The following is an 18908-nucleotide window of genomic DNA, read 5'->3' as shown; positions in this document are numbered from 1 at the left end:
AGAACGCGCCCGGACCTGCGGGCTTTGCGAGAAATTCTGTCTTGAGCCTGGCGGACGTCCCGATAGGGATGCCCGCGTGATCAGCTTTCAATCCGTCGGCAAGACCTTTGCGCGCGCGCCTGCGCCCGCGCTTCATGACGTCACCCTGCAGGTCGCGGCCGGCGAGGTCTTCGGCGTCATCGGCCAGTCGGGGGCGGGCAAGTCGACCCTGATCCGGCTGATCAACGGCCTGGAGCGGCCGAGCGCCGGCAAGGTGGTCACCGACGGCGAGGACGTCGGGGCGCTGGACGCCGCGGCGCTGCGGGCCCTGCGCCGGCGGGTCGGGATGATCTTCCAGCACTTCAATCTGCTGTCGTCGAAGACCGTCGCCCAGAACGTCGCCTATCCGCTGAAGGTCGCCGGCGTGCCGGGCGCGCAGATCGGGCCGAAGGTGGGCGAGCTGCTGGCGCGGGTGGGGCTGTCAGATCATGCCGCCAAGTATCCGGCCCAGCTGTCCGGCGGCCAGAAGCAGCGGGTCGGCATCGCCCGGGCGCTGGCCAACGGCCCGAAGACCCTGCTCTGCGATGAGGCGACCAGCGCGCTCGACCCGCAGACCACCGAACAGATCCTCGACCTGCTGAGCGAACTAAACCGCGAGCTTTCCCTGACCATCGTGCTGATCACCCACGAGATGGAGGTGATCCGCCGGGTCTGCCATCGCGTCGCCGTGCTCGACGCCGGATCGGTGGTGGAGAGCGGCGAGGTGGCGCAGGTGTTCCTGCATCCGCAGCATGCGGTGACCCGGGCGCTGGTGGCCGACGCCGCCGGTCTGGGCGCAGCGGCGACGCCGGGGGCGTTACGGCTGACTTTCCGCGGCCAGGCGACCTATGAGCCGATCCTGGGGCGCATCGCCCGCGACACCGGGGTCGACTATTCGATCCTGGCCGGACGCATCGACCGCATTCGCGACGAGCCCTACGGCCAACTTCTGGTCAGCCTGGTCGGCGGCGACGTGGCCGCTGCGCGCGCGCGGTTGAGCGCGGCCGGCGTGCGGGTCGAGGAGGCGTGAGCATGTTCGCCAACATCAACTGGTCCGACATCGGACAGGCCAGCCTAGACACCGCGATCATGCTCGCCGCGTCGCTGGGCTTCTCGGTGCTGCTGGGCCTGCCGCTCGGCGTGATCCTGTTTCTGACCGGCAAGGGCCGGCTGCTGGAGAACGGTCCGGCGCACGCGGGCCTGTCGTTCGCGGTCAACGTGCTGCGCTCTGTGCCGTTCGTGATCCTGCTGATCGTGATGATCCCGCTGACCATGCTGCTGGTCGGCACCTCGCTGGGGGTGGCCGGGGCCATTCCGCCGCTGGTGGTGGGGGCCGCGCCCTTCTATGCGCGGCTGGTCGAGACCGCGCTGCGCGAGGTCGACAAGGGCGTCATCGAGGCGGCCCAGGCGATGGGCGCCAGTCCGCGCCAGATCGTGTTCGGGGCGCTGCTGCCCGAGGCGCTGCCGGGGATCGTGGCCGGCGCCACGGTGACGGCGATCGCGCTCGTCTCCTACACGGCCATGGCCGGGGTGGTCGGGGCCGGGGGGCTGGGCGACCTCGCCATCCGTTTCGGCTACCAGCGGTTCCAGACCGACGTCATGGTCGTGACGGTGCTGCTGCTGCTGGCCCTGGTGCAGGGGCTGCAATGGGCGGGCGACCGCCTGGTCATCAAGCTCAGCCGCCGCTGAGCCGAGAGGTTATCCAGATGTTGAACAAGCGCACCCTGATCCTGGCCGCCGCGGCCCTGGCGTTGGCCGCCTGCGGCCAGAAGCCCGCCGCCACGGCCGCCTCCGACACCCTGGTGATCGCCGCCACCCCCGTGCCGCACGCCGAGATCCTGGAGGTCGTCCGTCCGATCCTGGCCAAGGAGGGGGTGAAGCTGGATGTGAAGGTGTTCAACGACTACGTGCAGCCGAACCTGCAAGTGGCGCAGAAGCAGCTGGACGTGAATTACTTCCAGACCGCGCCCTATCTCGACGAGTTCAACAAGGCCCGCGGCGCCAAACTGGTGAAGGTGGTCGGCGTGCACATCGAGCCGATCGGGGCCTATTCGAAGAAGATCAAGTCGCTGGCCCAGCTGCCCCAGGGGGCGAGCGTGGCGATCCCCAACGAGCCGAGCAACGGGGGGCGGGCGCTGCTGCTTCTGCAGAAGGGCGGGCTGATCACCCTGAAGGATCCGACCAATCCGCTCTCGACCCTGAACGACATCGTCGCCAACCCCAAGGGCCTGAAGTTCAGGGAACTGGAGGCCGCGACCCTGCCGCGGGTGCTGGGCGAGCTGGACCTGGCGGTGATCAACACCAACTACGTGCTCGACGCGGGCCTGAACCCGGCCAAGGACGCGCTGATCCTGGAGGACGGGAACAGCCCGTATGTGAACCTGCTGGTCGCCCGGCCGGACAATGCCGGCGACCCGCGGGTGCAGAAGCTGGCCAAGGCGCTGACCGGGCCGGAAGTGAAGGCGTTCATCGCCCAGAAATACGCCGGCGCGGTGCAGCCGGCGTTCTGACTTTCCTTCCCCATCGTGATCGGGGAGGGCGGCCTCAAGCGCGATGCCTGACGCTCCCCCTCCCCCGCTTCGCAAGGGAGGAAGGCCGATTACCCCGCCACGACCTCGGCGATCTGGACCGCGTTGAGGGCCGCGCCCTTCAGCAGCTGGTCGCCGACCACGAAGATGCTGAGCGTGCGGCCGGTCGGGTCGGAGAGGTCGGCGCGGATGCGGCCGACCAGCACGTCGTCGCCGCCCGAGGCCTCGTTCGGCATCGGGAAGTGGTTGCGCAGGGCGTCGTTGACCAGCTTCACGCCCGGGGCGGCGGCCAGCCACTCCTCGGCCTCCTGCGGCGTGATCGGGTTCTCGAACTCGACGGTCAGCGACATCGAGTGGGCGCGCAGCACCGGCACCCGCACGCAGGTGAACGACAGGCGCAGGTCCGGCGCGGACATGATCTTGCGGATCTCCTCCATCGCCTTGAGCTCCTCGCCGTTGTAGCCGGTCTCGGCGTCGATCCCGGCGTTGTGGCTGAACAGGTTGAAGGCGTACGGGTGCGGCAGCACCTTGGGCTCGAAGGCCTCGCCGGCCAGGTAGGCGGCGGTCGATTGCTCAAGTTCGGCCATGGCCGCGGCGCCGGCGCCCGAGGCCGACTGGTAGGTCGCGCCGATCACCCGCTGGACCTTGTTGTTGGCGTTCAGCGGGGCCAGGGCCATCACCGCGATGGCGGCGACGCAGTTCGGGTTGGCGACGATGCGCGGCTGCTCGGCCAGCAGGCCGCCGTTCACCTCCGGCACCACCAGCGGGATCTCCGGCTGCATGCGGAAGGCCGAGGAGTTGTCGACCACCACGCAGCCCTTGGCGGCGGCGATGGGGGCGAACTCGCGGCTGATGCTGGCGCCGGCCGAGAACAGGGCGATGTCCACGCCGGTGAACGACTCGGCGGTCAGCGCCTCGACGGCCACCTGGCGGCCCTGGAAGCTGTAGGTGCGGCCGGCCGAGCGCGGCGAGGCCAGCAGCTTCAACGAGCGGACCGGGAAGTTGCGGCGCTCGAGGCACTCCATGAGCTCGACGCCGACAGCGCCGGTGGCGCCGACGATGGCGACGTTGAACAGGCGTTGGCCGGCGGGGCGGGCGACTTGCGTGGAAAGCATGACTCTATCGTCTCCGGTGGGTGAGTTCCGGAAGGCCGAGGTCTTTCGCTTTTTAGAAATTGCGACCCCAGCCTGCCGGCGGGGTCCTTGGGGTCTTACGCGGCGAGCACGCGCGAACCCCCAAGCCCCGCGGGCATGGTGGTTTTAATCGCGCTTTTAATGGTCGAACGACGCATGGCGCTCCGATATGGCAATAGGCGCCTGCTTGTAAATGAAGAAATTCAGGCCAAATCCAATTCACGTCCTGGGCGTTGTGGTCACGCTGGGCGACTGCAAGGGGCCGTAACGGCGAGGCATGATCGAGGACGACGACGGCCACACCTCCATTTCGGCGATCGTCCGTGAGCTGGGCGCGCGCGACAGCGTGAGCGTCGGCGAGATCATCGACCGGTTCGGCACTCGCGCCTTCGGGGCGCTGTTGTTCATCTTCGCCCTGCCCAACCTGCTGCCGCTGCCGCCGGGCTCCTCGACGGTGCTGGGCGCGCCGCTGCTGCTGCTGGCGCCGCAGGTGGCGCTGGGGGTGGAGGCGCCCTGGATGCCGCGGTCGGTCGACGGGCGGCGGATCAGTGGGGCGGACCTCAACAAGGTGTTCGGGCCGCTGCTGCCGTGGGTGGAGCGGTTCGAGAAAATCTCCCGCCCGCGGATCGCGGTGCTGTTCAGCGCCTGGGGCCAGCGGCTGATCGGCGTGATCTGCACGCTGCTGGCCTTCGTGCTGATTCTGCCGATCCCGCTCGGCAACCTGCTGCCGGGCCTGACGATCGGCGTTCTGGGGTTCTCGCTGTTCCAGCGTGACGGCTTTTTTGCGGTCGCCGGCTACGTGTTGGCGGGGTTCAGCGCCTTTCTTTTGTACGTCGCGGCGGACGCGGTGATCGCCGGAGTTCGCCTTCTCGTGAACTGGCTCGGGGGTGCTTGACACCGGCGCCGCTCAGGCGCGTTGTTAGCTCATGCAAGTCTTGGTCTCTGGCAAGCATGTCGCCGTCGGGGAGGCCCTGCGAGAGCGGGTCACCGACGAAATCACCGGTTCCATCGGCAAGTACTTCGAACGTGGCGGAGACGCCGACGTCGTGGTCAGCCGCGAGGGCCATTCCTTCCGAGTCGACTGCGCGGTGAAGCTGGCCTCCGGCCAGGCGTTGCAGTCCCATGGCCTGGGGAGCGACGCGCACGGCGCGTTCGATGCGGCGCTCGCCAAGATCGAGACTCGCATCCGCCGCTACAAGCGCCGGCTGAAGAGTCACTCGGCTGCGGCCAACGCCAAGCAGGCGGAAACGGCGTCCTATTTCGTCATCCGTGCGCCGGAGGGCGAGGAGGACGTCGACTGGGACGACGGCGAAACGTCGCACGCCGCCCACGCCCCGCCTTCGGCGATGGTGATCGCGGAAACCGAAAAGCCTGTTCGCGAAATGACCGTTTCCATGGCGGTCATGGAGTTGGACTTGACGGAATCTCAGACAATCGTGTTTAGGAACGCCGCTCACGGAGGCTTGTCCGTGGTGTACCGCCGGCCGGATGGGAATATCGGCTGGATCGATCCCGAACGTACGAAAACGCTCGATGGGAACGGCGTAAACGGAACCAGCGTCTAGGCGCTGGATCTCGCCGTCCCCGAGCCGGACGTAAGTCGGGCTTTGTTCGAGTTTGGGCGTCACGAGATTATGCAAATAGGCGATATCCTGGACCGCGCGGCGATCGCGGCGCGTGCGAGCGCGCCAAGCAAGCGTCAGGCCCTGGCCGTGGTGGCGGAAATCGCCGCGCGGGGCTTCGGGCTGGACGCGGGCGCCGTGCTCGACGCGCTCATCGAGCGTGAGAACGCCGGCTCGACCGGCGTCGGCCATGGCGTGGCCGTGCCTCATGCGCGGCTCGAGGGCCTGACCCAGATGCGCGGCGTGTTCGTGCGCCTGGACCAGCCGGTCGCTTTCGAGTCGGTGGATGAGCAGCCGGTGGACCTGATCTTCGCGCTGTTCGCGCCGCCGAACGCCAGTTCGGAGCACCTGCGGGCCCTGGCCCGGGTGTCGCGGATGCTGCGCCAGGGCGACCTGCGCGAACACCTGCGCCAAGCCAGGACGCCCGACGCCATTCATGCGCTGCTGGTTCAGGAGCGGCCGTCGGCGGCCGCCTGATACGGCGACCGGCCGGGCCCCGCAGGGCCCGACCGGCGCAATCTGCTATCGATGATCTAGTGGACCGAGACCGGCGCCAGTTCGTGGGCCAGCGCCGCGGCCACGGCCGAGTCCTTGTCAGTCAGCACCGCCAGGCGTTCGCCGTCGGCGCGGTGGACCGCATACAAAATCTGATCGGGATCGAGCTGAAACCCCTGGATCTGTGCAGCGGGCGTGCTCGCCATGATCTCAGCGGCCTTGATCGGACGGACATAGACCAGGTCCGGGGCGCCAAGAGCGGCGAAAGCTTCAGTCGTAAGATTGGGCGTCATCATGACCACCTCCGTAAAACTCAACGCGTCGAACGGCCGCCGGTTCAGCCGGCCGTCTTGATGGGGATCCGCTGAACGAGGCGCTCTGGTTCCGGGCGGATCAGGTCGATGTGCAGCAGGCCGTGGGCCAGGGTGGCCCCTTCGACCTTCATGCCGTCGGCCAGGACGAACGTGCGGATGAAGCCCCGCGCGGCGATGCCGCGGTGCAGATAGGCCTCCTCCGAGCCGCCCTCGCGCTTGCCGGCCACGACCAGTTGGCGGTCGTCCTCGACCGTCACCTGCAGCTGGTCGGGGGTGAAGCCGGCCACCGCCAGGGTGATCCGCAGGGCGCCGTCGCCGCGGTCTTCCACGTTGTAGGGCGGATAGCTTTCAGCGGCGGCCTTGGCCGCGCGCTCGATCAGGCTGCGGGTATGATCGAAACCCAGCAGGAAGGGGCTGTCGAAGACAAGCGACCGGTTCATTCCAGAGTCCTCAGCTTAAGCGACTCCCCGGAACCCCCGCCCTAGGTTCGGCGCGGCGGTCCGGTTGGATTTCATGTGGCGATTGGCCGGCGCGATTTCAACGGCGCGGCGAGTCGGCCGGCTGCTGACATGTTTCGGCCGCCCGCGCGTTAGGGGGCAGGTCCCGTTGATTGAGGAGCCTTGCCCGATGTCCCTGACCGCTTCCTGCCATTGCGGCGCCACCAAGATCCAGGCGCCGGTCCCGACCAGCGCCACGGAGTGCAACTGCACCTACTGCGCGCGCACCGGCGCGGTATGGGCCTATTACAAGCCCGGCGAGCTTGCGGTGCTCTCGCAGGACGACGTGCGCACCTACTCGGCCACCGAGGCCGACAACCGCCACCACTTCTGCGGCCGCTGCGGGATGCAGACCTGGGGCGACTCGCCGGACTGGGGATCGGTCTACAATACGGATGGGACGCCGAAGCCGGGGTTCGAGGCCGGCGCCATGCCGAGCGCCCGCATCCACGCGCTGAACCTGCGGCTGGTGGACGACCTCGACTGGTCGGCGATCGCGGTCGAGAGGGTCGACGGGCGCAACAGCTGGTGACGCCGCCTGACTCGAAATTCCAAGAGTTGCGCGCAATTCCAATCCAATCAGATCGGACGTTGCTCTAGGCCGGACCCCGGATAAGGCGAAGGCCCGCAGGGTGTCCTGCGGGCCTCCATGGTGGAGCTAAGGAGAGTCGAACTCCTGACCTCTTGAATGCCATTCAAGCGCTCTACCAACTGAGCTATAGCCCCGAGGTCTCGGGTCTCTTCAGTGGTCGCCCCCCGAAGAGGCGCGGAACCTAGTCTGAGAGTTTCGTGCGATCAACCCACCCTGAAAGAAAAATTTGAGCGGGTTGTCGCACCCCTGATTTTTACCGGTCGTCGTCGTTCCCTTCGCCCGGCAGACCCTCGATTTCGGCGTCGTCGAAATCGTCTTCGTCCTCGTCCTCGAGGAACGGAACGTCGTCACCTTCCTCGTCCTCGAGCTCGTCCTCGCTGAACTCGGAGAGCTGGTCTTCCGGCGTGGCGTCGGGCGCCTCGTCGTCGTCGTCCGAGACCAGCGGCGGCTCGTCGGTGACTTCGTCGAGTTCGGGGGTCACCGCCTCGTCTTCTTCTTCTTCGTCCTCGTCCTTGGGCTTGCCGCGAACTTGATCCTCGGCGTCCTCATGGTCCACGGTCGAGGTCCGGGCGCGAACCCGGCGGTTGCGGACGGCTTCGTCCGGGTCGAATTCCGTGCCGCATTTCGGGCAGACGGCGGGCCGGCGGGTCAGGTCGTAGAATTTTGCCTGACAGTTGGGGCAAATTTGCTTTGCGCCCAGTTCTGGATTGGCCAAGGGGCGTAGCCTCTTAGAGAGGTTGGAATTGAAGCGGGCTCCCTTGCCATGGGCGGGGAGCGCTGTCAAAAGCAATCCCCTTTTCGAAAAACAGCAAGCCCTCAAGGAGGCTTGGACATCCCATGACGTCGGCAGGACTGACCGCGAAACGCGGCGGCCCGCTGCGGGGCCGCGTGCGCGCCCCAGGCGATAAATCGATCTCTCACCGCTCACTTATTCTCGGCGCGCTGGCGCGGGGAACGACCGAGATCGAAGGGCTTCTCGAAGGGGACGACGTGCTGCGGACGGCCGCGGCGATGCGCAGTTTCGGGGCCAAGGTCGAACGGCTCGGCGAGGGCCGCTGGCGGGTCGAGGGCGCGGGCGGGTTTTCCGAACCTGCGGACGTGATCGACTGCGGCAACGCCGGCACCGGCGTGCGCCTGATCATGGGCGCGATGGCGGGCTTTCCGTTCGCCGCCACCTTCACGGGCGATGAGTCCCTGCGCGGGCGGCCGATGCGCCGGGTGCTGGGGCCGCTCGGCCAGATGGGCGCGAGCTTCATGGGCCGCTCGAACGGGCGCCTGCCGCTGACCCTGCAGGGCGGGGCGCTGCAGCACCTCTCCTATCGGCTGCCCGAGCCCTCGGCGCAGGTGAAGTCGGCGGTGCTGCTGGCCGGCCTGCATGCGCAGGGCGGCGCGCAGGTGATCGAGCCGGAGGCCACTCGCGACCACACCGAGCGGATGCTGCGGGCCTTCGGGGCGGTGGTCGAGGTGGAGGACAAGGCCGATGGTCGCTGGATCACCCTGCCGGGCGGCCAGACGCTGACCGGGACCACGGTGCGGGTGCCGGGCGATCCGTCCTCGGCGGCCTTCCCGCTGGTGGCCGCGCTGGTCACGCCGGGGTCCGAGGTGACGGTCGAGGGCGTGCTGCTCAACGAGCTGCGCACCGGCCTGTTCACCACCCTGCAGGAAATGGGCGCCGATCTCGCCATCACCAATGTGCGCGAGGAGAGCGGCGAGCCGGTCGGCGACATCACCGCCCGCCATTCGGCGCTGAAGGGCGTTGCGGTGCCGCCGGAGCGGGCGCCGTCGATGATCGACGAGTATCCGATCCTGGCCGTGGCCGCCGCCTTCGCGGACGGTTCGACCGCCATGCGCGGCATCGGCGAGATGCGGGTCAAGGAAAGCGACCGCATCGCCCTGATGGCGGCGGGGCTGGCGTCCTGCGGCGTCGGGGTCGAGGAGGAGCCGGAGGGGCTCATCGTCGTCGGCTCGGCGCGGGGCAACCATCCGGTCGCCGGCGGCGCGCGGGTGACGACCAAGGGCGACCATCGGATCGCCATGTCGCACCTGGTCATGGGCCTGGCCTCGGACGCGCCGGTGGCGGTCGACGAGCCCGGCATGATCGCCACCAGCTTCCCCGGCTTCGTGGAGCTGATGCGCGGCATGGGCGCGGAGATCTCGTGAAGAGGCCGTTCGTCATCGCGGTCGACGGGCCGGCGGCCTCGGGCAAGGGCACGATCGCCAGCCGGCTGGCCGGCGCCTACGACATGCCGATGCTGGACTCCGGGCTGCTCTATCGGGCGGTGGGGGTGCTGCTGGCCCGACACGGCGGCGACCTGGACGACGTCGCGGCGGCCACCCAGGTCGCCCGCGACCTGACCGCCGAGATGCTGACCGACCCGGCGTTCCGCACCCGCGAGGCCGGCGAGGCCGCCAGCCGCGTCGCCGTCCATTCCCCGGTGCGCGAGGCGCTGCGCGACATGCAGCAGGAGTTCGCCCGCCGGCCGGGCGGGGCGGTGATCGACGGGCGCGACATCGGCACGGTGATCGCGCCGGAGGCCCCGGCCAAGCTATACGTCACCGCCGCGCCCGAGATCCGGGCCGAGCGGCGCTGGAAGCAGTTGCAGGGGCAGGGCGAGGCGGTCGCCTACGAGGATATCCTCGAAGACATCCGCAAGCGCGACGCTCGCGACGGCGGCCGGGCCGACAGCCCGATGCGGCCGGCCGACGACTCCGTCTTGCTGGATACCAGCGAAATGACTATAGAGCAGGCCACCGATGCGGCCCGCCGCATCGTCGAGGCGGCGCGCGCGCGCTGGGAGAATTCCTAGCCCGCAAATCCAACCGCGCCTTTCCCTCGCACGGCCGCGGGCAAATCACCGGCGCGGGGTTTCCCGCGTCATCGGTCGCAACCCTCAACCTGACGCCGGGACTCCGTCCGAACTCCGTTCGGCTGGGGTCATGCCCTTTTCGAGGGGCGCCGAGGTCATTCAAGTACGAAAGAACATCAATGGCTGACGATCTTAGCCTGAACCCCTCGCGTGACGATTTCGCCGCGCTGCTCGACGCCTCGATGGGCGGCCGTGACTTCATGGAAGGCACTGTCGTCAAGGGCACCGTGGTCGGCATCGAAAAGGACTTCGCGATCATCGACGTCGGTCTGAAGACCGAAGGCCGCGTGTCCGTGAAGGAATTCGGCGTTGATGAAAGCGGCAAGCCGACCCTGAAGGTGGGCGACACCGTCGAGGTCTTCCTGGAGCGCGTCGAGAACGCCATGGGCGAAGCGGTCATCAGCCGCGACAAGGCCCGCCGCGAAGAAGCCTGGACCCGTCTGGAAGGCGTCTACGAAAAGAACGAGCCGGTCATGGGCACCATCGTGGGCCGCGTGAAGGGCGGCTTCACCGTGGACCTGGGCGGCGCCTCGGCCTTCCTGCCGGGTTCGCAAGTCGACATCCGCCCGGTGCGCGACGTCGGCCCGCTCATGGGCAAGGAACAACCCTTCGCCATCCTCAAGATGGACCGTCCGCGCGGCAACATCGTCGTGTCGCGTCGCGCCATCCTGGAAGAAGCCCGCGCCGAACAGCGCACGGAGCTGGTCAGCCAGCTGCAAGAGGGCGAAGTCCGCGAAGGCGTGGTCAAGAACATCACCGACTACGGTGCGTTCGTTGACCTGGGCGGCATCGACGGCCTGCTGCACGTCACCGACATGAGCTGGAAGCGCGTCAACCACCCGAGCCAAGTGCTCGCGGTCGGCGACACCGTGAAGGTCCAGATCGTGAAGATCAACCCGGACACCCAGCGCATCAGCCTCGGCATGAAGCAGCTGCAGTCCGACCCGTGGGACGGCGTGGAAGCCAAGTACCCGGTGGGCGCCAAGTTCACCGGCCGGATCACCAACATCACCGACTACGGCGCCTTCGTGGAGCTGGAGCCGGGCGTCGAGGGCCTGGTCCACGTCTCGGAAATGTCCTGGACCAAGAAGAACGTCCATCCGGGCAAGATCGTCTCGACCTCGCAAGAAGTCGACGTGGTCGTGCTGGACGTCGATCCGTCGAAGCGCCGCGTGTCGCTGGGCCTGAAGCAAGCCATGGCGAATCCGTGGGACGCCTTCGTGGCTGCCCATCCGATCGGCTCGACCGTCGAGGGCGAAGTCAAGAACGCCACCGAGTTCGGCCTGTTCATCGGCCTGGACAACGACATCGACGGCATGGTGCACCTGTCGGATCTCGACTGGACCGTGTCGGGTGAAGAAGCGATCGCCAAGTACAACAAGGGCGACGTGGTCAAGGCGCGCGTTCTCGACGTCGACGTCGAGAAGGAACGCATCTCGCTGGGCATCAAGCAGCTGGCCGGCGACCCGATGGAAGGCGACACCTTCCGCCGCGGCCAGACCGTGACCGTCACGGTGACGGAAGTCACCACCGGCGGCATCGAGGTCAAGTTCGGCGACGACGAAGCCCCGATGACGGCCTTCATCCGCAAGTCGGACCTGTCGCGCGACCGTGCCGACCAACGTCCGGAACGCTTCGCCGTGGGTGACCGCGTCGACGCTCAAGTGATCCAGATCGACAAGGCCGCCCGTCGCGTGTCGCTGTCGATCAAGTCGCTGGAAATGGCCGAAGAAAAGGAAGCCATCGAGCAGTTCGGCTCGTCGGACTCCGGCGCTTCGCTGGGCGACATCCTCGGCGCGGCCCTTCGCGAGAAGGCCGGCAAGGAATAAGCCTCATAGCCGCATAGCGGTTTGAAGCTGGCGGCGGATCGGGAAACCGGTCCGCCGCTTTCTTTTTGGGGGCCGGGGATCGGGAAGCCGGTCCGCCGTTTCCTTTTCCGGTTAGGCCGGTATCGTGCGCGCCCTCAGTTCCCCGTGGAGGCGCGCCGCCTTGTATCGTACGACCTTGGTGGCGATCGCCGCCGCCGCCTGGTTCTCGCCCGCGCTGGCCGCCAACCGGCCGAGCTTCGGTCCGCCGGCCGCCTGGGTGGCGGTGGCGGATATCCCCCAGACCCCGCCCGAGGACGGGGGCGCGGCGGTGCAGGTGGTGCTGGACGACAACCAGACGCGGTTCTCGCCGGAGGGGGATTCCTACTACAACCGCCGCATCTACCGGGTGACCCGGTCCGAGGGGCTGACCGGCTTCCAATCGCGCAACGTGACCTGGGACCCGTCGGTCGAGCAGGTGGCCTGGCACACCCTGCGCATCGTCCGCGACGGCAAGACCATCGACCTCCTGAAGGGCGGCAAGGACCTGCTGGTCCTGCGCCGCGAGACCAACCTGGAGCGGGCGATGCTCGACGGGCGACTGACCGCCAGCCGCCAGATCGAGGGGCTGCAGGTCGGCGACCTGGTCGACATGGCCTGGACGACCACCCGCCGCGACCCGATCGTCGAGGGCCACTCCTACGACTATGAGCGCATGCAGTTCCCCGGCGCGGCGGGGCGCTATCGCGTGCGCGTCTCCTGGCCGCAGGGCAAGGCGGTGCGCTGGCAGGGCACCGAAGGCTTCGGCGAGCCGAAGGTCGCGAGCCAGGGCGGCTGGACGGTGCTGGAGCGAGACCAGGCCCTGGCCACGGCGCCCAAGCCGCCGCTGGGCGCGCCGCTGCGGTTCCAGCGGCTGGGCGACCTGGAGGTGTCGAGTTACGCCGCCTGGGGTGATGTCTCGCGCATCATGCACCCACACTTCGCCAAGGCCGCGACCCTGGGCCCGGACTCCGATGTGAAGGCGCAGGCCGCGGCCATCGCCGCCGCGCACAAGGATCCCAAGGACCGCGCCTTCGCGGCCCTGCAGCTGGTCGAGGACCAGACCCGCTACCTGTTCCTGGGCATGGGCGAGGGCGGCTATGTGCCGGCCTCGGCCGACGAGACTTGGCAGCGGCGGTTCGGCGACTGCAAGGGCAAGACAGTGCTGCTGCTGGCGCTGCTCAAGGATCTGGGGATCGAGTCCGAGCCGGCGCTGGTGTCGCTGGGCGGCGGCGACGGGATGGACGAGCGCCTGCCCTCGCTGTCGGCGTTCAACCACGTGCTGGTGCGCGCCGTCATCGGCGGCAAGACCTACTGGCTGGACGGCACGCGGACTGGCGACCGCGGCGGGATCGACACCCTGCCAGCGCCCGGCTGGCGCTGGGCGCTGCCGCTGCGCGCCGACGGCGCCGAGTTGGAGCGGGTGGTCGAGCCGCCGCCCAGCCGGCCGCAGATCGTCGCCGAGATCCACCTCGACGCCTCAAAGGGACTGTCGGAGGCCGCCCCGGCGCGAGTCGAACTGCGCATGCACGGCGACGCCGCAGCCGGCTTCCGCCAGGTCGCCGCGCGCGCGCCCAAGGCCGACCTGGAGCGCACCTTCCGCCAGGCTTTCTCCGCCAGCTACAGCTGGATCGCGCTGGACAGCGTCCGCTGGGACAGCCAGCCGGGCGACAACAGCTTCACGCTGGTGATGACCGGCACGGCTGAGGTCGACTGGCGCGAGAACCCCGACCTGGGCGTGCGCGAGTTCAAGCTGCCGGGAGCCGGCGGCGGTGTGACCGCCTATCCGCGGCGCGAGCCGGGCCCCAACCGCGACGCCCCCTATGCGGTGGCCTATCCGACCTTCCGCGAGTCTGTGACCGAGGTGGTGCTGCCGGGCGGCGGGCGGGGCTTTACGATCCGCGGTCCGAACGGCGAGCAGACGATCGGCGGCTACGAAGTGCGGCAATCCTCGCGGATCGAGGGCGAGGTGGCCCGGTTCTCGACCCAGGTGCGCGCGATGGCGCCCGAAATTCCGGCGGCCGATATCGAGGCGGCGAATCGGGGCCTGCGGGCGCTGGCCGCGCAGGAATACTTCGTGCGGGCGCCCAAATGACGTCGCGTGACACTTACCTGACGTCACCTGACGGTTGAAAAACCGGCGAACGGGGCTGTGGGAGGGGGCGTCAACCTTCTTTGCGCCTTGAACATCCAATCGGACTCGACCATGGTCCCGCTCGCTTCCAGCGATTTCTTGCGAGGCGCGCCGTCTGGCGAAGTTGTTGCTCCTAGTTGAAAGCCTATGAGCCGTCTCCCCACGGCTCGGGGACCCGGAAATAGGCATGATCAAGTCGGAACTTATCGCCCGCTTGTCGGAGGAAAACCCGCACCTGACCCAACGCGACGTCGAGCGCGTGGTCGGGGTTATCCTCGAGCGGATGATCCAAGCTTTGGAAACTGACGGCCGCGTCGAGCTGCGCGGCTTCGGGGCGCTTTCGGTGCGGTCGCGCGATGCGCGGGCCGGCCGCAATCCGCGCACGGGCGAGTCCGTGGACGTGCGCGCCAAGCATGTTCCGTTCTTCAAGAGCGGCAAGGAACTGCGGGAACGGCTCAATGCCGATTAGGCAACCCGCAGCGGTTTGCGGTTGACCTAAAGGAAGGGCTCAGTCGATCCTGATCCTTGGTTTGAGCGATCAACGGTGATCCATGGGCATCTTCTCTGAATTCCGCGAGTTCATCGCACGCGGCAATGTCATCGACCTTGCGGTCGGCGTGATCATCGGCGCGTCGTTCAACAAGATCGTCGACAGCCTGGTCAATCAGGTGGTGATGCCGCCGATCGGCCTGCTGACCGGCGGCATGGACTTCTCGAAACTGGAATGGGTGCTGCGGGCGGACGATCCGGCGACCAAGGCCAGCGAACTGGTCGCCATCCAATACGGCGCCTTCATCAACACCCTGATCCAGTTCCTGATCGTCGCCTGGGTTGTGTTCCTGCTGATCAAGGGCGTGAACGCCCTGCGCCGCCAACAGGAGGAGGCGCCCGCCGCGCCCAGCCCCAGCGAGGCGCTACTGACCGAAATCCGCGACCTTCTGAAGACCAAGCCCTGATCCGGCTTGGCTTGGCGCGCCAGCGGGGCTAACTGCGGCCCATGACCGTGCGCGCCAAGATCTGCGGACTTTCGACGCCTGAGACCGTGCGTGCGGCCGCCGACGGCGGGGCCAGCCACATCGGCTTCAACTTCTTCCCCAAGAGCCCGCGCTATGTCGAGCTCGAGGCCGCCGCGATCCTGGCCCAGCCGGCGCGGGCGCGGGGCGTGAAGATCGTCGCCGTCACCGTCGATCCGGACGATGCGATGCTCGACCGGCTGATGGCGACCCTGAAGCCCGACCTCGTCCAGCTGCACGGCAAGGAGACGCCGGCGCGCGCCCATCAGGCGGCCGAGCGCACGGGCGTCGGGATCATCAAGGCGCTGCCGGTGTCGGACGCCTCCGACGTCGCGGCGGCGGGCGGCTTCGAGCCGGTGGTCGAACACCTGATGTTCGACGCCAAGCCGCCGAAGGACTCCGAACTGCCGGGCGGAACCGGCGCGCGGTTCGACTGGACGATCATGGCCGGGCGGCGCTTCCAGCGGCCCTGGCTGCTGGCCGGGGGCCTCGATCCGTGGAACGTCGGCGAGGCGATCCGGCTGTCGGGCGCGCCGCTTGTGGACGTTTCTTCTGGCGTGGAACGCGGTCCCGGACTAAAGGACCCGGCCTTGATCAAGGCGTTTCTCGACGCCGTCCGCCGCGCTTGAAGTTGCAGATTCCTGTGAACGCCCCAGCGAAACCCAACGACTACACCGCCTATCCGGACGCATCCGGCCGCTTCGGCGACTATGGCGGGCGCTACGTTCCCGAGACGTTGATGCCTCTGGTCCACGAGCTGGACGCGGCCTACACGGCGGCGAAGAACGATCCGGCCTTCCAGGCCGAGCTGCGCAGCTTCCTGACCCACTATGTCGGCCGTCCCAGCCCGCTCTACTACGCCGAGCGGCTGACGAAGCACTATGGCGGGCCGAAGATCTATCTGAAGCGCGAAGAGCTGAACCACACCGGCTCGCACAAGATCAACAACTGCATGGGCCAAATCCTGCTGGCCATGCGGATGGGCAAGACCCGGATCATCGCCGAGACCGGCGCCGGCCAGCATGGCGTGGCCACGGCCACCGTCTGCGCCCGCTTCGGCCTGCCCTGCGTGGTCTACATGGGCGCGGTCGACGTCGAGCGGCAAAAGCCCAACGTCTTCCGGATGAACCTGCTGGGCGCCCAGGTCGAGGCGGTCACCGCCGGCTCGGCGACCCTGAAGGACGCGATGAACGAGGCCCTGCGCGACTGGGTCACCAACGTCCACGACACCTACTACCTGATCGGCACGGCGGCGGGCATGCACCCCTATCCGGCCATGGTCCGCGACTTCCAGGCCGTGATCGGCCAGGAGGCGAAGCAGCAGATCCTGGAGCTGGAAGGCCGGCTGCCCGATGCGGTGGTCGCCTGCGTCGGCGGCGGCTCGAACGCCATCGGCCTGTTCCACCCGTTCCTCAACGACGAGGGCGTGCAGCTGTTCGGCGTCGAGGCGGCGGGCGAGGGCATGGACACGGGCCGTCACGCCGCGGCGATCAACGGCGGCCGTCCGGGCGTCCTGCACGGCAACATGACCTATCTGCTGCAGGACGACGAAGGCCAGATCACCGAGGCGCACTCGATCTCGGCCGGCCTCGACTATCCGGGCATCGGGCCGGAGCACTCGTGGCTGCACGACGTCGGCCGGGCCAAGTACCTGACCTGCACCGACCAGGAGGCGCTGGACGCCTTCAAGTTGCTGGCCGAGCTGGAAGGCATCCTGCCGGCGATCGAATCCTCGCACGCCCTGGCCCGCCTGCCGGAGATCTGCGCCGAGGTCGGCAAGGACGGGATTGTAGTGCTGAACCTCTCCGGGCGCGGCGACAAGGACGTGCAGACCGTCGCCGACCACCTGGGCCGCACGATTTGACCGCCTCGATGTCCAGGCTGAGATACGCCCTGCAGATCGTCGTCGCCGTAGCGCTGTTGCTGGCGGCCGGCTGGGCGACGGGCGTCATCAAGGTCGACGTCCGCGGTTCGACCCCCACGGTGCACAGGGCGTCCCCATGAGCAAATCCCGCATCGAGGCCCGCTTCGCCCAGCTGAAGGCGGAGAACCGGGCCGCGTTCGTCGCCTATGTGATGGCCGGCGACCCTGACTACGCGACCGGCCTGGAGATCCTGCGGGGCCTGCCAGGCGCCGGCGCCGACCTGATCGAGGTCGGCTTTCCGTTCTCCGATCCGATGGCCGAGGGCCCGCCGATCCAGCGCGCCGCCCAGCGGGCGCTGGCGAACGGCCAGACGCTGAAGAAGACCCTGGCGATGGTCGCCGAGTTCCGGAAGTCCGACCAGGCGACGCCGATCATCATGATGGGCTACGCCAATCCGCTGGTGCACCATGGCTATGCCGCCTTCGCGCGCGACGCCGCGGCGGCCGGGGTCGACGGCGTGATCTGCGTCGACATCCCGCCGGAAGAGGCCGATCCGCTGGCCGACGCCCTGGACGCCAGCGAGTTGTCGCTGATCCGGCTGGCGACCCCGACCAGCGACGAGAAGCGGCTGCCGGTGGTGATCCGCCGCACGTCGGGCTTTGTCTACTACGTGTCGGTCGCCGGTGTGACCGGCGTGAAGGAGGCCGACGCTGCGGCTGTGGCGCCGAACGTCGAGCGCATCCGCGCCGCCTCGGGCCTGCCGGTGGCGGTGGGCTTCGGAATCAAGACGCCCGAGCGGGCCGCCGAGATCGCCCGGGTGGCGGACGCTGCGGTGGTCGGTTCGGCCCTGGTCGAAGAGGTCGCAACAGGCTTGGCAATGAACGAATCTGTGACCGCCAGGGTTCTTTCCAAAGTGGAATCCTTGGCTAAGGCTGTGCGCTCCGCGCGAGTCGAAAGCCTCACGGTGTAGAACCTCATGGCGATGGCTGAACAGCGAAACGACAAACCGGGCAAAGGCCCTCAGGCGCCCCGCGAACGCCGCGGCTGGCTCTCCCGGATCGCGCCCGGCGTGCGCAATCTGGTCGCCAAGCGCGAGACCCCGGAGAACCTCTGGGTCAAGTGCCCCGACACCGGCGAGATGATCTACCGCTCGGACCTGGAGGCGGCCCTGTGGGTCACTCCGTCCGGCCACCACATGCGGATCGGCGCCGAGCAGCGCCTGCGCTACACCTTCGACGACGGCCAGTACGAAAAGCTGGAAGCGCCGAAGGGCGTGGTCGACGACCCGCTGAAGTTCCCCGACACCAAGCCCTACATGGACAAGCTCAAGGCCGCCCGTAAGGCGAGCGGCGCGCAGGACGCGATGAGCTCGGGCTATGGCACCATCGAGGGCGTGCCCTGCGTCGTCTCGGTGCAGGACTTCAGCTTCATGGGCGGCTCGCTCAGCGTCGGCGTCGGCGAGGCCTTCATCAAGGCCGCGCAGGAAGCCGTGAAGCGCGGCGTCCCCTATGTGATCTTCACCGCCGCCGGCGGCGCGCGCATGCAGGAGGGCACGCTCGCCCTGATGCAAATGGCCCGCACCACCCTGGCGCTGAACGAGGTCAAGGCCGCCGGCCTGCCCTACATCGTGGTGCTGACCGACCCGACCACGGGCGGGGTGTCGGCGTCCTATGCGATGCTCGGCGACATCCACCTGGCCGAGCCGAACGCCATGGTCGCCTTCGCCGGCCGTCGGGTGATCGAGCAGACCATCCGCGAGACCCTGCCCCCTGGTTTCCAGCGCGCCGAGTTCCTGGTCGAGCGCGGCCAGATCGACCGCGTGGTGACCCGCGCAGAGATGCGGCCGGTGCTGGGATCGATCCTCAAGACCCTCATGATGGGGCGCGAGCGTTCGAACGCCGCCTAGGCCTTCCGTTCCAATCTGACTGGAAACCGCGCGCGGCCTTCGCTGTGGCCCGCGAATGGGCTAGTGAGCGCGCGGTCTCCA

Annotated in this window: 22 protein-coding genes and 1 tRNA gene; 18 read left to right on the top strand and 5 right to left on the bottom strand. The window is 68.3% G+C overall.

Annotated features, from left to right (window positions below):
- Positions 1–76 precede the first annotated feature (76 nt).
- From OUA97_RS05865 to OUA97_RS05855, 3 genes are read left to right on the top strand one after another with little or no spacing between them, the layout of a single operon-like run.
- Positions 77–1048 carry a methionine ABC transporter ATP-binding protein gene (locus OUA97_RS05865; protein ID WP_267230890.1) on the top strand — a complete coding sequence of 324 codons (972 nt, stop codon included), beginning with the start codon at positions 77–79 and terminating at the stop codon, positions 1046–1048.
- Positions 1049–1050: 2 nt separating this feature from the next.
- Positions 1051–1707 carry a methionine ABC transporter permease gene (locus OUA97_RS05860; protein WP_267230889.1) on the top strand — a complete coding sequence of 219 codons (657 nt, stop codon included), beginning with the start codon at positions 1051–1053 and terminating at the stop codon, positions 1705–1707.
- Between the two features lie 17 nt (positions 1708–1724).
- Entirely contained in the window at positions 1725–2528 is an 804-nt protein-coding gene (locus OUA97_RS05855) for a MetQ/NlpA family ABC transporter substrate-binding protein (RefSeq protein ID WP_267230888.1), read from the top strand.
- A gap of 89 nt (positions 2529–2617) precedes the next feature.
- Here OUA97_RS05855 and OUA97_RS05850 read toward each other — a convergent pair whose 3' ends face one another.
- Complete coding sequence (locus OUA97_RS05850) at positions 2618–3661, bottom strand: aspartate-semialdehyde dehydrogenase (protein WP_267230887.1); 1044 nt, start codon at positions 3659–3661, stop codon at positions 2618–2620.
- 295 nt (positions 3662–3956) lie between these two features.
- Here OUA97_RS05850 and OUA97_RS05845 point away from each other — a divergent pair, with 295 nt between their 5' ends.
- The 3 genes from OUA97_RS05845 (at position 3957) to ptsN (ending at position 5778) form a co-directional block, all read left to right on the top strand.
- A complete protein-coding gene (locus tag OUA97_RS05845) occupies positions 3957–4574 on the top strand; it encodes an exopolysaccharide biosynthesis protein (protein ID WP_267230886.1) in 618 nt (205 codons plus the stop codon).
- 31 nt (positions 4575–4605) lie between these two features.
- Positions 4606–5244, top strand: coding sequence for a ribosome hibernation-promoting factor, HPF/YfiA family (gene hpf / locus OUA97_RS05840; RefSeq protein ID WP_267230885.1), 639 nt, complete (start codon positions 4606–4608; stop codon positions 5242–5244).
- 69 nt (positions 5245–5313) lie between these two features.
- Positions 5314–5778: a PTS IIA-like nitrogen regulatory protein PtsN gene (gene ptsN, locus OUA97_RS05835; protein WP_267230884.1), complete on the top strand. Its 465-nt coding sequence runs from the start codon at positions 5314–5316 to the stop codon at positions 5776–5778.
- A gap of 56 nt (positions 5779–5834) precedes the next feature.
- Here the strand turns inward: ptsN and OUA97_RS05830 are convergent, their stop codons facing one another.
- Both OUA97_RS05830 and OUA97_RS05825 read right to left on the bottom strand, forming a co-directional pair.
- Positions 5835–6089 carry a DUF1150 family protein gene (locus OUA97_RS05830; RefSeq protein WP_183772404.1) on the bottom strand — a complete coding sequence of 85 codons (255 nt, stop codon included), beginning with the start codon at positions 6087–6089 and terminating at the stop codon, positions 5835–5837.
- Positions 6090–6133: 44 nt separating this feature from the next.
- Positions 6134–6550 (bottom strand): Hsp20 family protein, encoded by a 417-nt coding sequence (locus tag OUA97_RS05825; protein WP_267230883.1) that lies wholly within the window; start codon positions 6548–6550, stop codon positions 6134–6136.
- A gap of 187 nt (positions 6551–6737) precedes the next feature.
- Between OUA97_RS05825 and OUA97_RS05820 the strand changes: the two genes are divergently transcribed.
- Entirely contained in the window at positions 6738–7139 is a 402-nt protein-coding gene (locus OUA97_RS05820; protein WP_267230882.1) for a GFA family protein, read from the top strand.
- 118 nt (positions 7140–7257) lie between these two features.
- Here OUA97_RS05820 and OUA97_RS05815 read toward each other — a convergent pair.
- Positions 7258–7333 (bottom strand) — tRNA-Ala (locus OUA97_RS05815).
- A 119-nt stretch (positions 7334–7452) separates the two neighbouring features.
- On the bottom strand, positions 7453–7914 hold the full coding sequence (locus OUA97_RS05810) for a TIGR02300 family protein (RefSeq protein WP_267230881.1): 462 nt from the start codon (positions 7912–7914) through the stop codon (positions 7453–7455).
- 122 nt (positions 7915–8036) lie between these two features.
- Between OUA97_RS05810 and aroA the strand changes: the two genes are divergently transcribed.
- The 11 genes from aroA to accD all read left to right on the top strand — a co-directional run bounded on the left by aroA (position 8037) and on the right by accD (position 18827).
- Positions 8037–9359, top strand: a complete 1323-nt coding sequence (gene aroA / locus OUA97_RS05805; protein ID WP_267230880.1) for a 3-phosphoshikimate 1-carboxyvinyltransferase — start codon at positions 8037–8039, stop codon at positions 9357–9359.
- The gene (gene cmk, locus OUA97_RS05800) at positions 9356–10006 is read left to right on the top strand and encodes a (d)CMP kinase (protein WP_267230879.1); all 651 of its coding nucleotides are present in this window, start codon (positions 9356–9358) and stop codon (positions 10004–10006) included. Before aroA ends, cmk begins: the two co-directional genes overlap by 4 nt.
- Before the next feature lie 179 nt (positions 10007–10185).
- On the top strand, positions 10186–11895 hold the full coding sequence (gene rpsA, locus OUA97_RS05795) for a 30S ribosomal protein S1 (protein ID WP_267230878.1): 1710 nt from the start codon (positions 10186–10188) through the stop codon (positions 11893–11895).
- Positions 11896–12055: 160 nt separating this feature from the next.
- Entirely contained in the window at positions 12056–14005 is a 1950-nt protein-coding gene (locus tag OUA97_RS05790) for a DUF3857 domain-containing protein (protein WP_267230877.1), read from the top strand.
- A 226-nt stretch (positions 14006–14231) separates the two neighbouring features.
- The gene (gene ihfB / locus OUA97_RS05785; RefSeq protein WP_267230876.1) at positions 14232–14513 is read left to right on the top strand and encodes an integration host factor subunit beta; all 282 of its coding nucleotides are present in this window, start codon (positions 14232–14234) and stop codon (positions 14511–14513) included.
- A gap of 82 nt (positions 14514–14595) precedes the next feature.
- On the top strand, positions 14596–15000 hold the full coding sequence (gene mscL, locus OUA97_RS05780; RefSeq protein ID WP_267230875.1) for a large-conductance mechanosensitive channel protein MscL: 405 nt from the start codon (positions 14596–14598) through the stop codon (positions 14998–15000).
- Positions 15001–15041: 41 nt separating this feature from the next.
- A complete protein-coding gene (locus OUA97_RS05775; RefSeq protein WP_267230874.1) occupies positions 15042–15686 on the top strand; it encodes a phosphoribosylanthranilate isomerase in 645 nt (214 codons plus the stop codon).
- A 14-nt stretch (positions 15687–15700) separates the two neighbouring features.
- Positions 15701–16921: a tryptophan synthase subunit beta gene (gene trpB / locus OUA97_RS05770; protein WP_267230873.1), complete on the top strand. Its 1221-nt coding sequence runs from the start codon at positions 15701–15703 to the stop codon at positions 16919–16921.
- Between the two features lie 8 nt (positions 16922–16929).
- Entirely contained in the window at positions 16930–17061 is a 132-nt protein-coding gene (locus OUA97_RS05765; RefSeq protein WP_267230872.1) for a hypothetical protein, read from the top strand.
- Positions 17058–17891, top strand: coding sequence for a tryptophan synthase subunit alpha (trpA, locus tag OUA97_RS05760; RefSeq protein WP_267230871.1), 834 nt, complete (start codon positions 17058–17060; stop codon positions 17889–17891). The genes OUA97_RS05765 and trpA overlap by 4 nt, the downstream gene beginning before the upstream one ends.
- A gap of 6 nt (positions 17892–17897) precedes the next feature.
- Positions 17898–18827 carry an acetyl-CoA carboxylase, carboxyltransferase subunit beta gene (accD, locus tag OUA97_RS05755; protein ID WP_267230870.1) on the top strand — a complete coding sequence of 310 codons (930 nt, stop codon included), beginning with the start codon at positions 17898–17900 and terminating at the stop codon, positions 18825–18827.
- Positions 18828–18908: the final 81 nt, after the last annotated feature.

Origin of the sequence: Phenylobacterium sp. 58.2.17, from assembly GCF_026411515.1 — a bacterium.
In the GTDB taxonomy this organism is placed as follows: Bacteria; Pseudomonadota; Alphaproteobacteria; order Caulobacterales; family Caulobacteraceae; genus Phenylobacterium.
The sequence above is the reverse complement of the archived record's forward strand: the minus strand, read 5'-3'. Positions and strand labels throughout refer to the sequence as shown.

What these genes read in the sequence shown, in the direction of transcription:
- OUA97_RS05860 (WP_267230889.1), top strand. Translation starts at nt 1,051, where the DNA reads ATGTTCGCCAACATCAACTGGTCCGACATCGGACAGGCCAGCCTAGAC.
- OUA97_RS05855 (WP_267230888.1), top strand. Translation starts at nt 1,725, where the DNA reads ATGTTGAACAAGCGCACCCTGATCCTGGCCGCCGCGGCCCTGGCGTTG.
- OUA97_RS05850 (WP_267230887.1), bottom strand. Translation starts at nt 3,661, where the DNA reads ATGCTTTCCACGCAAGTCGCCCGCCCCGCCGGCCAACGCCTGTTCAAC.
- OUA97_RS05845 (WP_267230886.1), top strand. Translation starts at nt 3,957, where the DNA reads ATGATCGAGGACGACGACGGCCACACCTCCATTTCGGCGATCGTCCGT.
- hpf (WP_267230885.1), top strand. Translation starts at nt 4,606, where the DNA reads ATGCAAGTCTTGGTCTCTGGCAAGCATGTCGCCGTCGGGGAGGCCCTG.
- ptsN (WP_267230884.1), top strand. Translation starts at nt 5,314, where the DNA reads ATGCAAATAGGCGATATCCTGGACCGCGCGGCGATCGCGGCGCGTGCG.
- OUA97_RS05830 (WP_183772404.1), bottom strand. Translation starts at nt 6,089, where the DNA reads ATGACGCCCAATCTTACGACTGAAGCTTTCGCCGCTCTTGGCGCCCCG.
- OUA97_RS05825 (WP_267230883.1), bottom strand. Translation starts at nt 6,550, where the DNA reads ATGAACCGGTCGCTTGTCTTCGACAGCCCCTTCCTGCTGGGTTTCGAT.
- OUA97_RS05820 (WP_267230882.1), top strand. Translation starts at nt 6,738, where the DNA reads ATGTCCCTGACCGCTTCCTGCCATTGCGGCGCCACCAAGATCCAGGCG.
- aroA (WP_267230880.1), top strand. Translation starts at nt 8,037, where the DNA reads ATGACGTCGGCAGGACTGACCGCGAAACGCGGCGGCCCGCTGCGGGGC.
- rpsA (WP_267230878.1), top strand. Translation starts at nt 10,186, where the DNA reads ATGGCTGACGATCTTAGCCTGAACCCCTCGCGTGACGATTTCGCCGCG.
- ihfB (WP_267230876.1), top strand. Translation starts at nt 14,232, where the DNA reads ATGATCAAGTCGGAACTTATCGCCCGCTTGTCGGAGGAAAACCCGCAC.
- mscL (WP_267230875.1), top strand. Translation starts at nt 14,596, where the DNA reads ATGGGCATCTTCTCTGAATTCCGCGAGTTCATCGCACGCGGCAATGTC.
- OUA97_RS05775 (WP_267230874.1), top strand. Translation starts at nt 15,042, where the DNA reads ATGACCGTGCGCGCCAAGATCTGCGGACTTTCGACGCCTGAGACCGTG.
- OUA97_RS05765 (WP_267230872.1), top strand. Translation starts at nt 16,930, where the DNA reads ATGTCCAGGCTGAGATACGCCCTGCAGATCGTCGTCGCCGTAGCGCTG.
- trpA (WP_267230871.1), top strand. Translation starts at nt 17,058, where the DNA reads ATGAGCAAATCCCGCATCGAGGCCCGCTTCGCCCAGCTGAAGGCGGAG.
- accD (WP_267230870.1), top strand. Translation starts at nt 17,898, where the DNA reads ATGGCGATGGCTGAACAGCGAAACGACAAACCGGGCAAAGGCCCTCAG.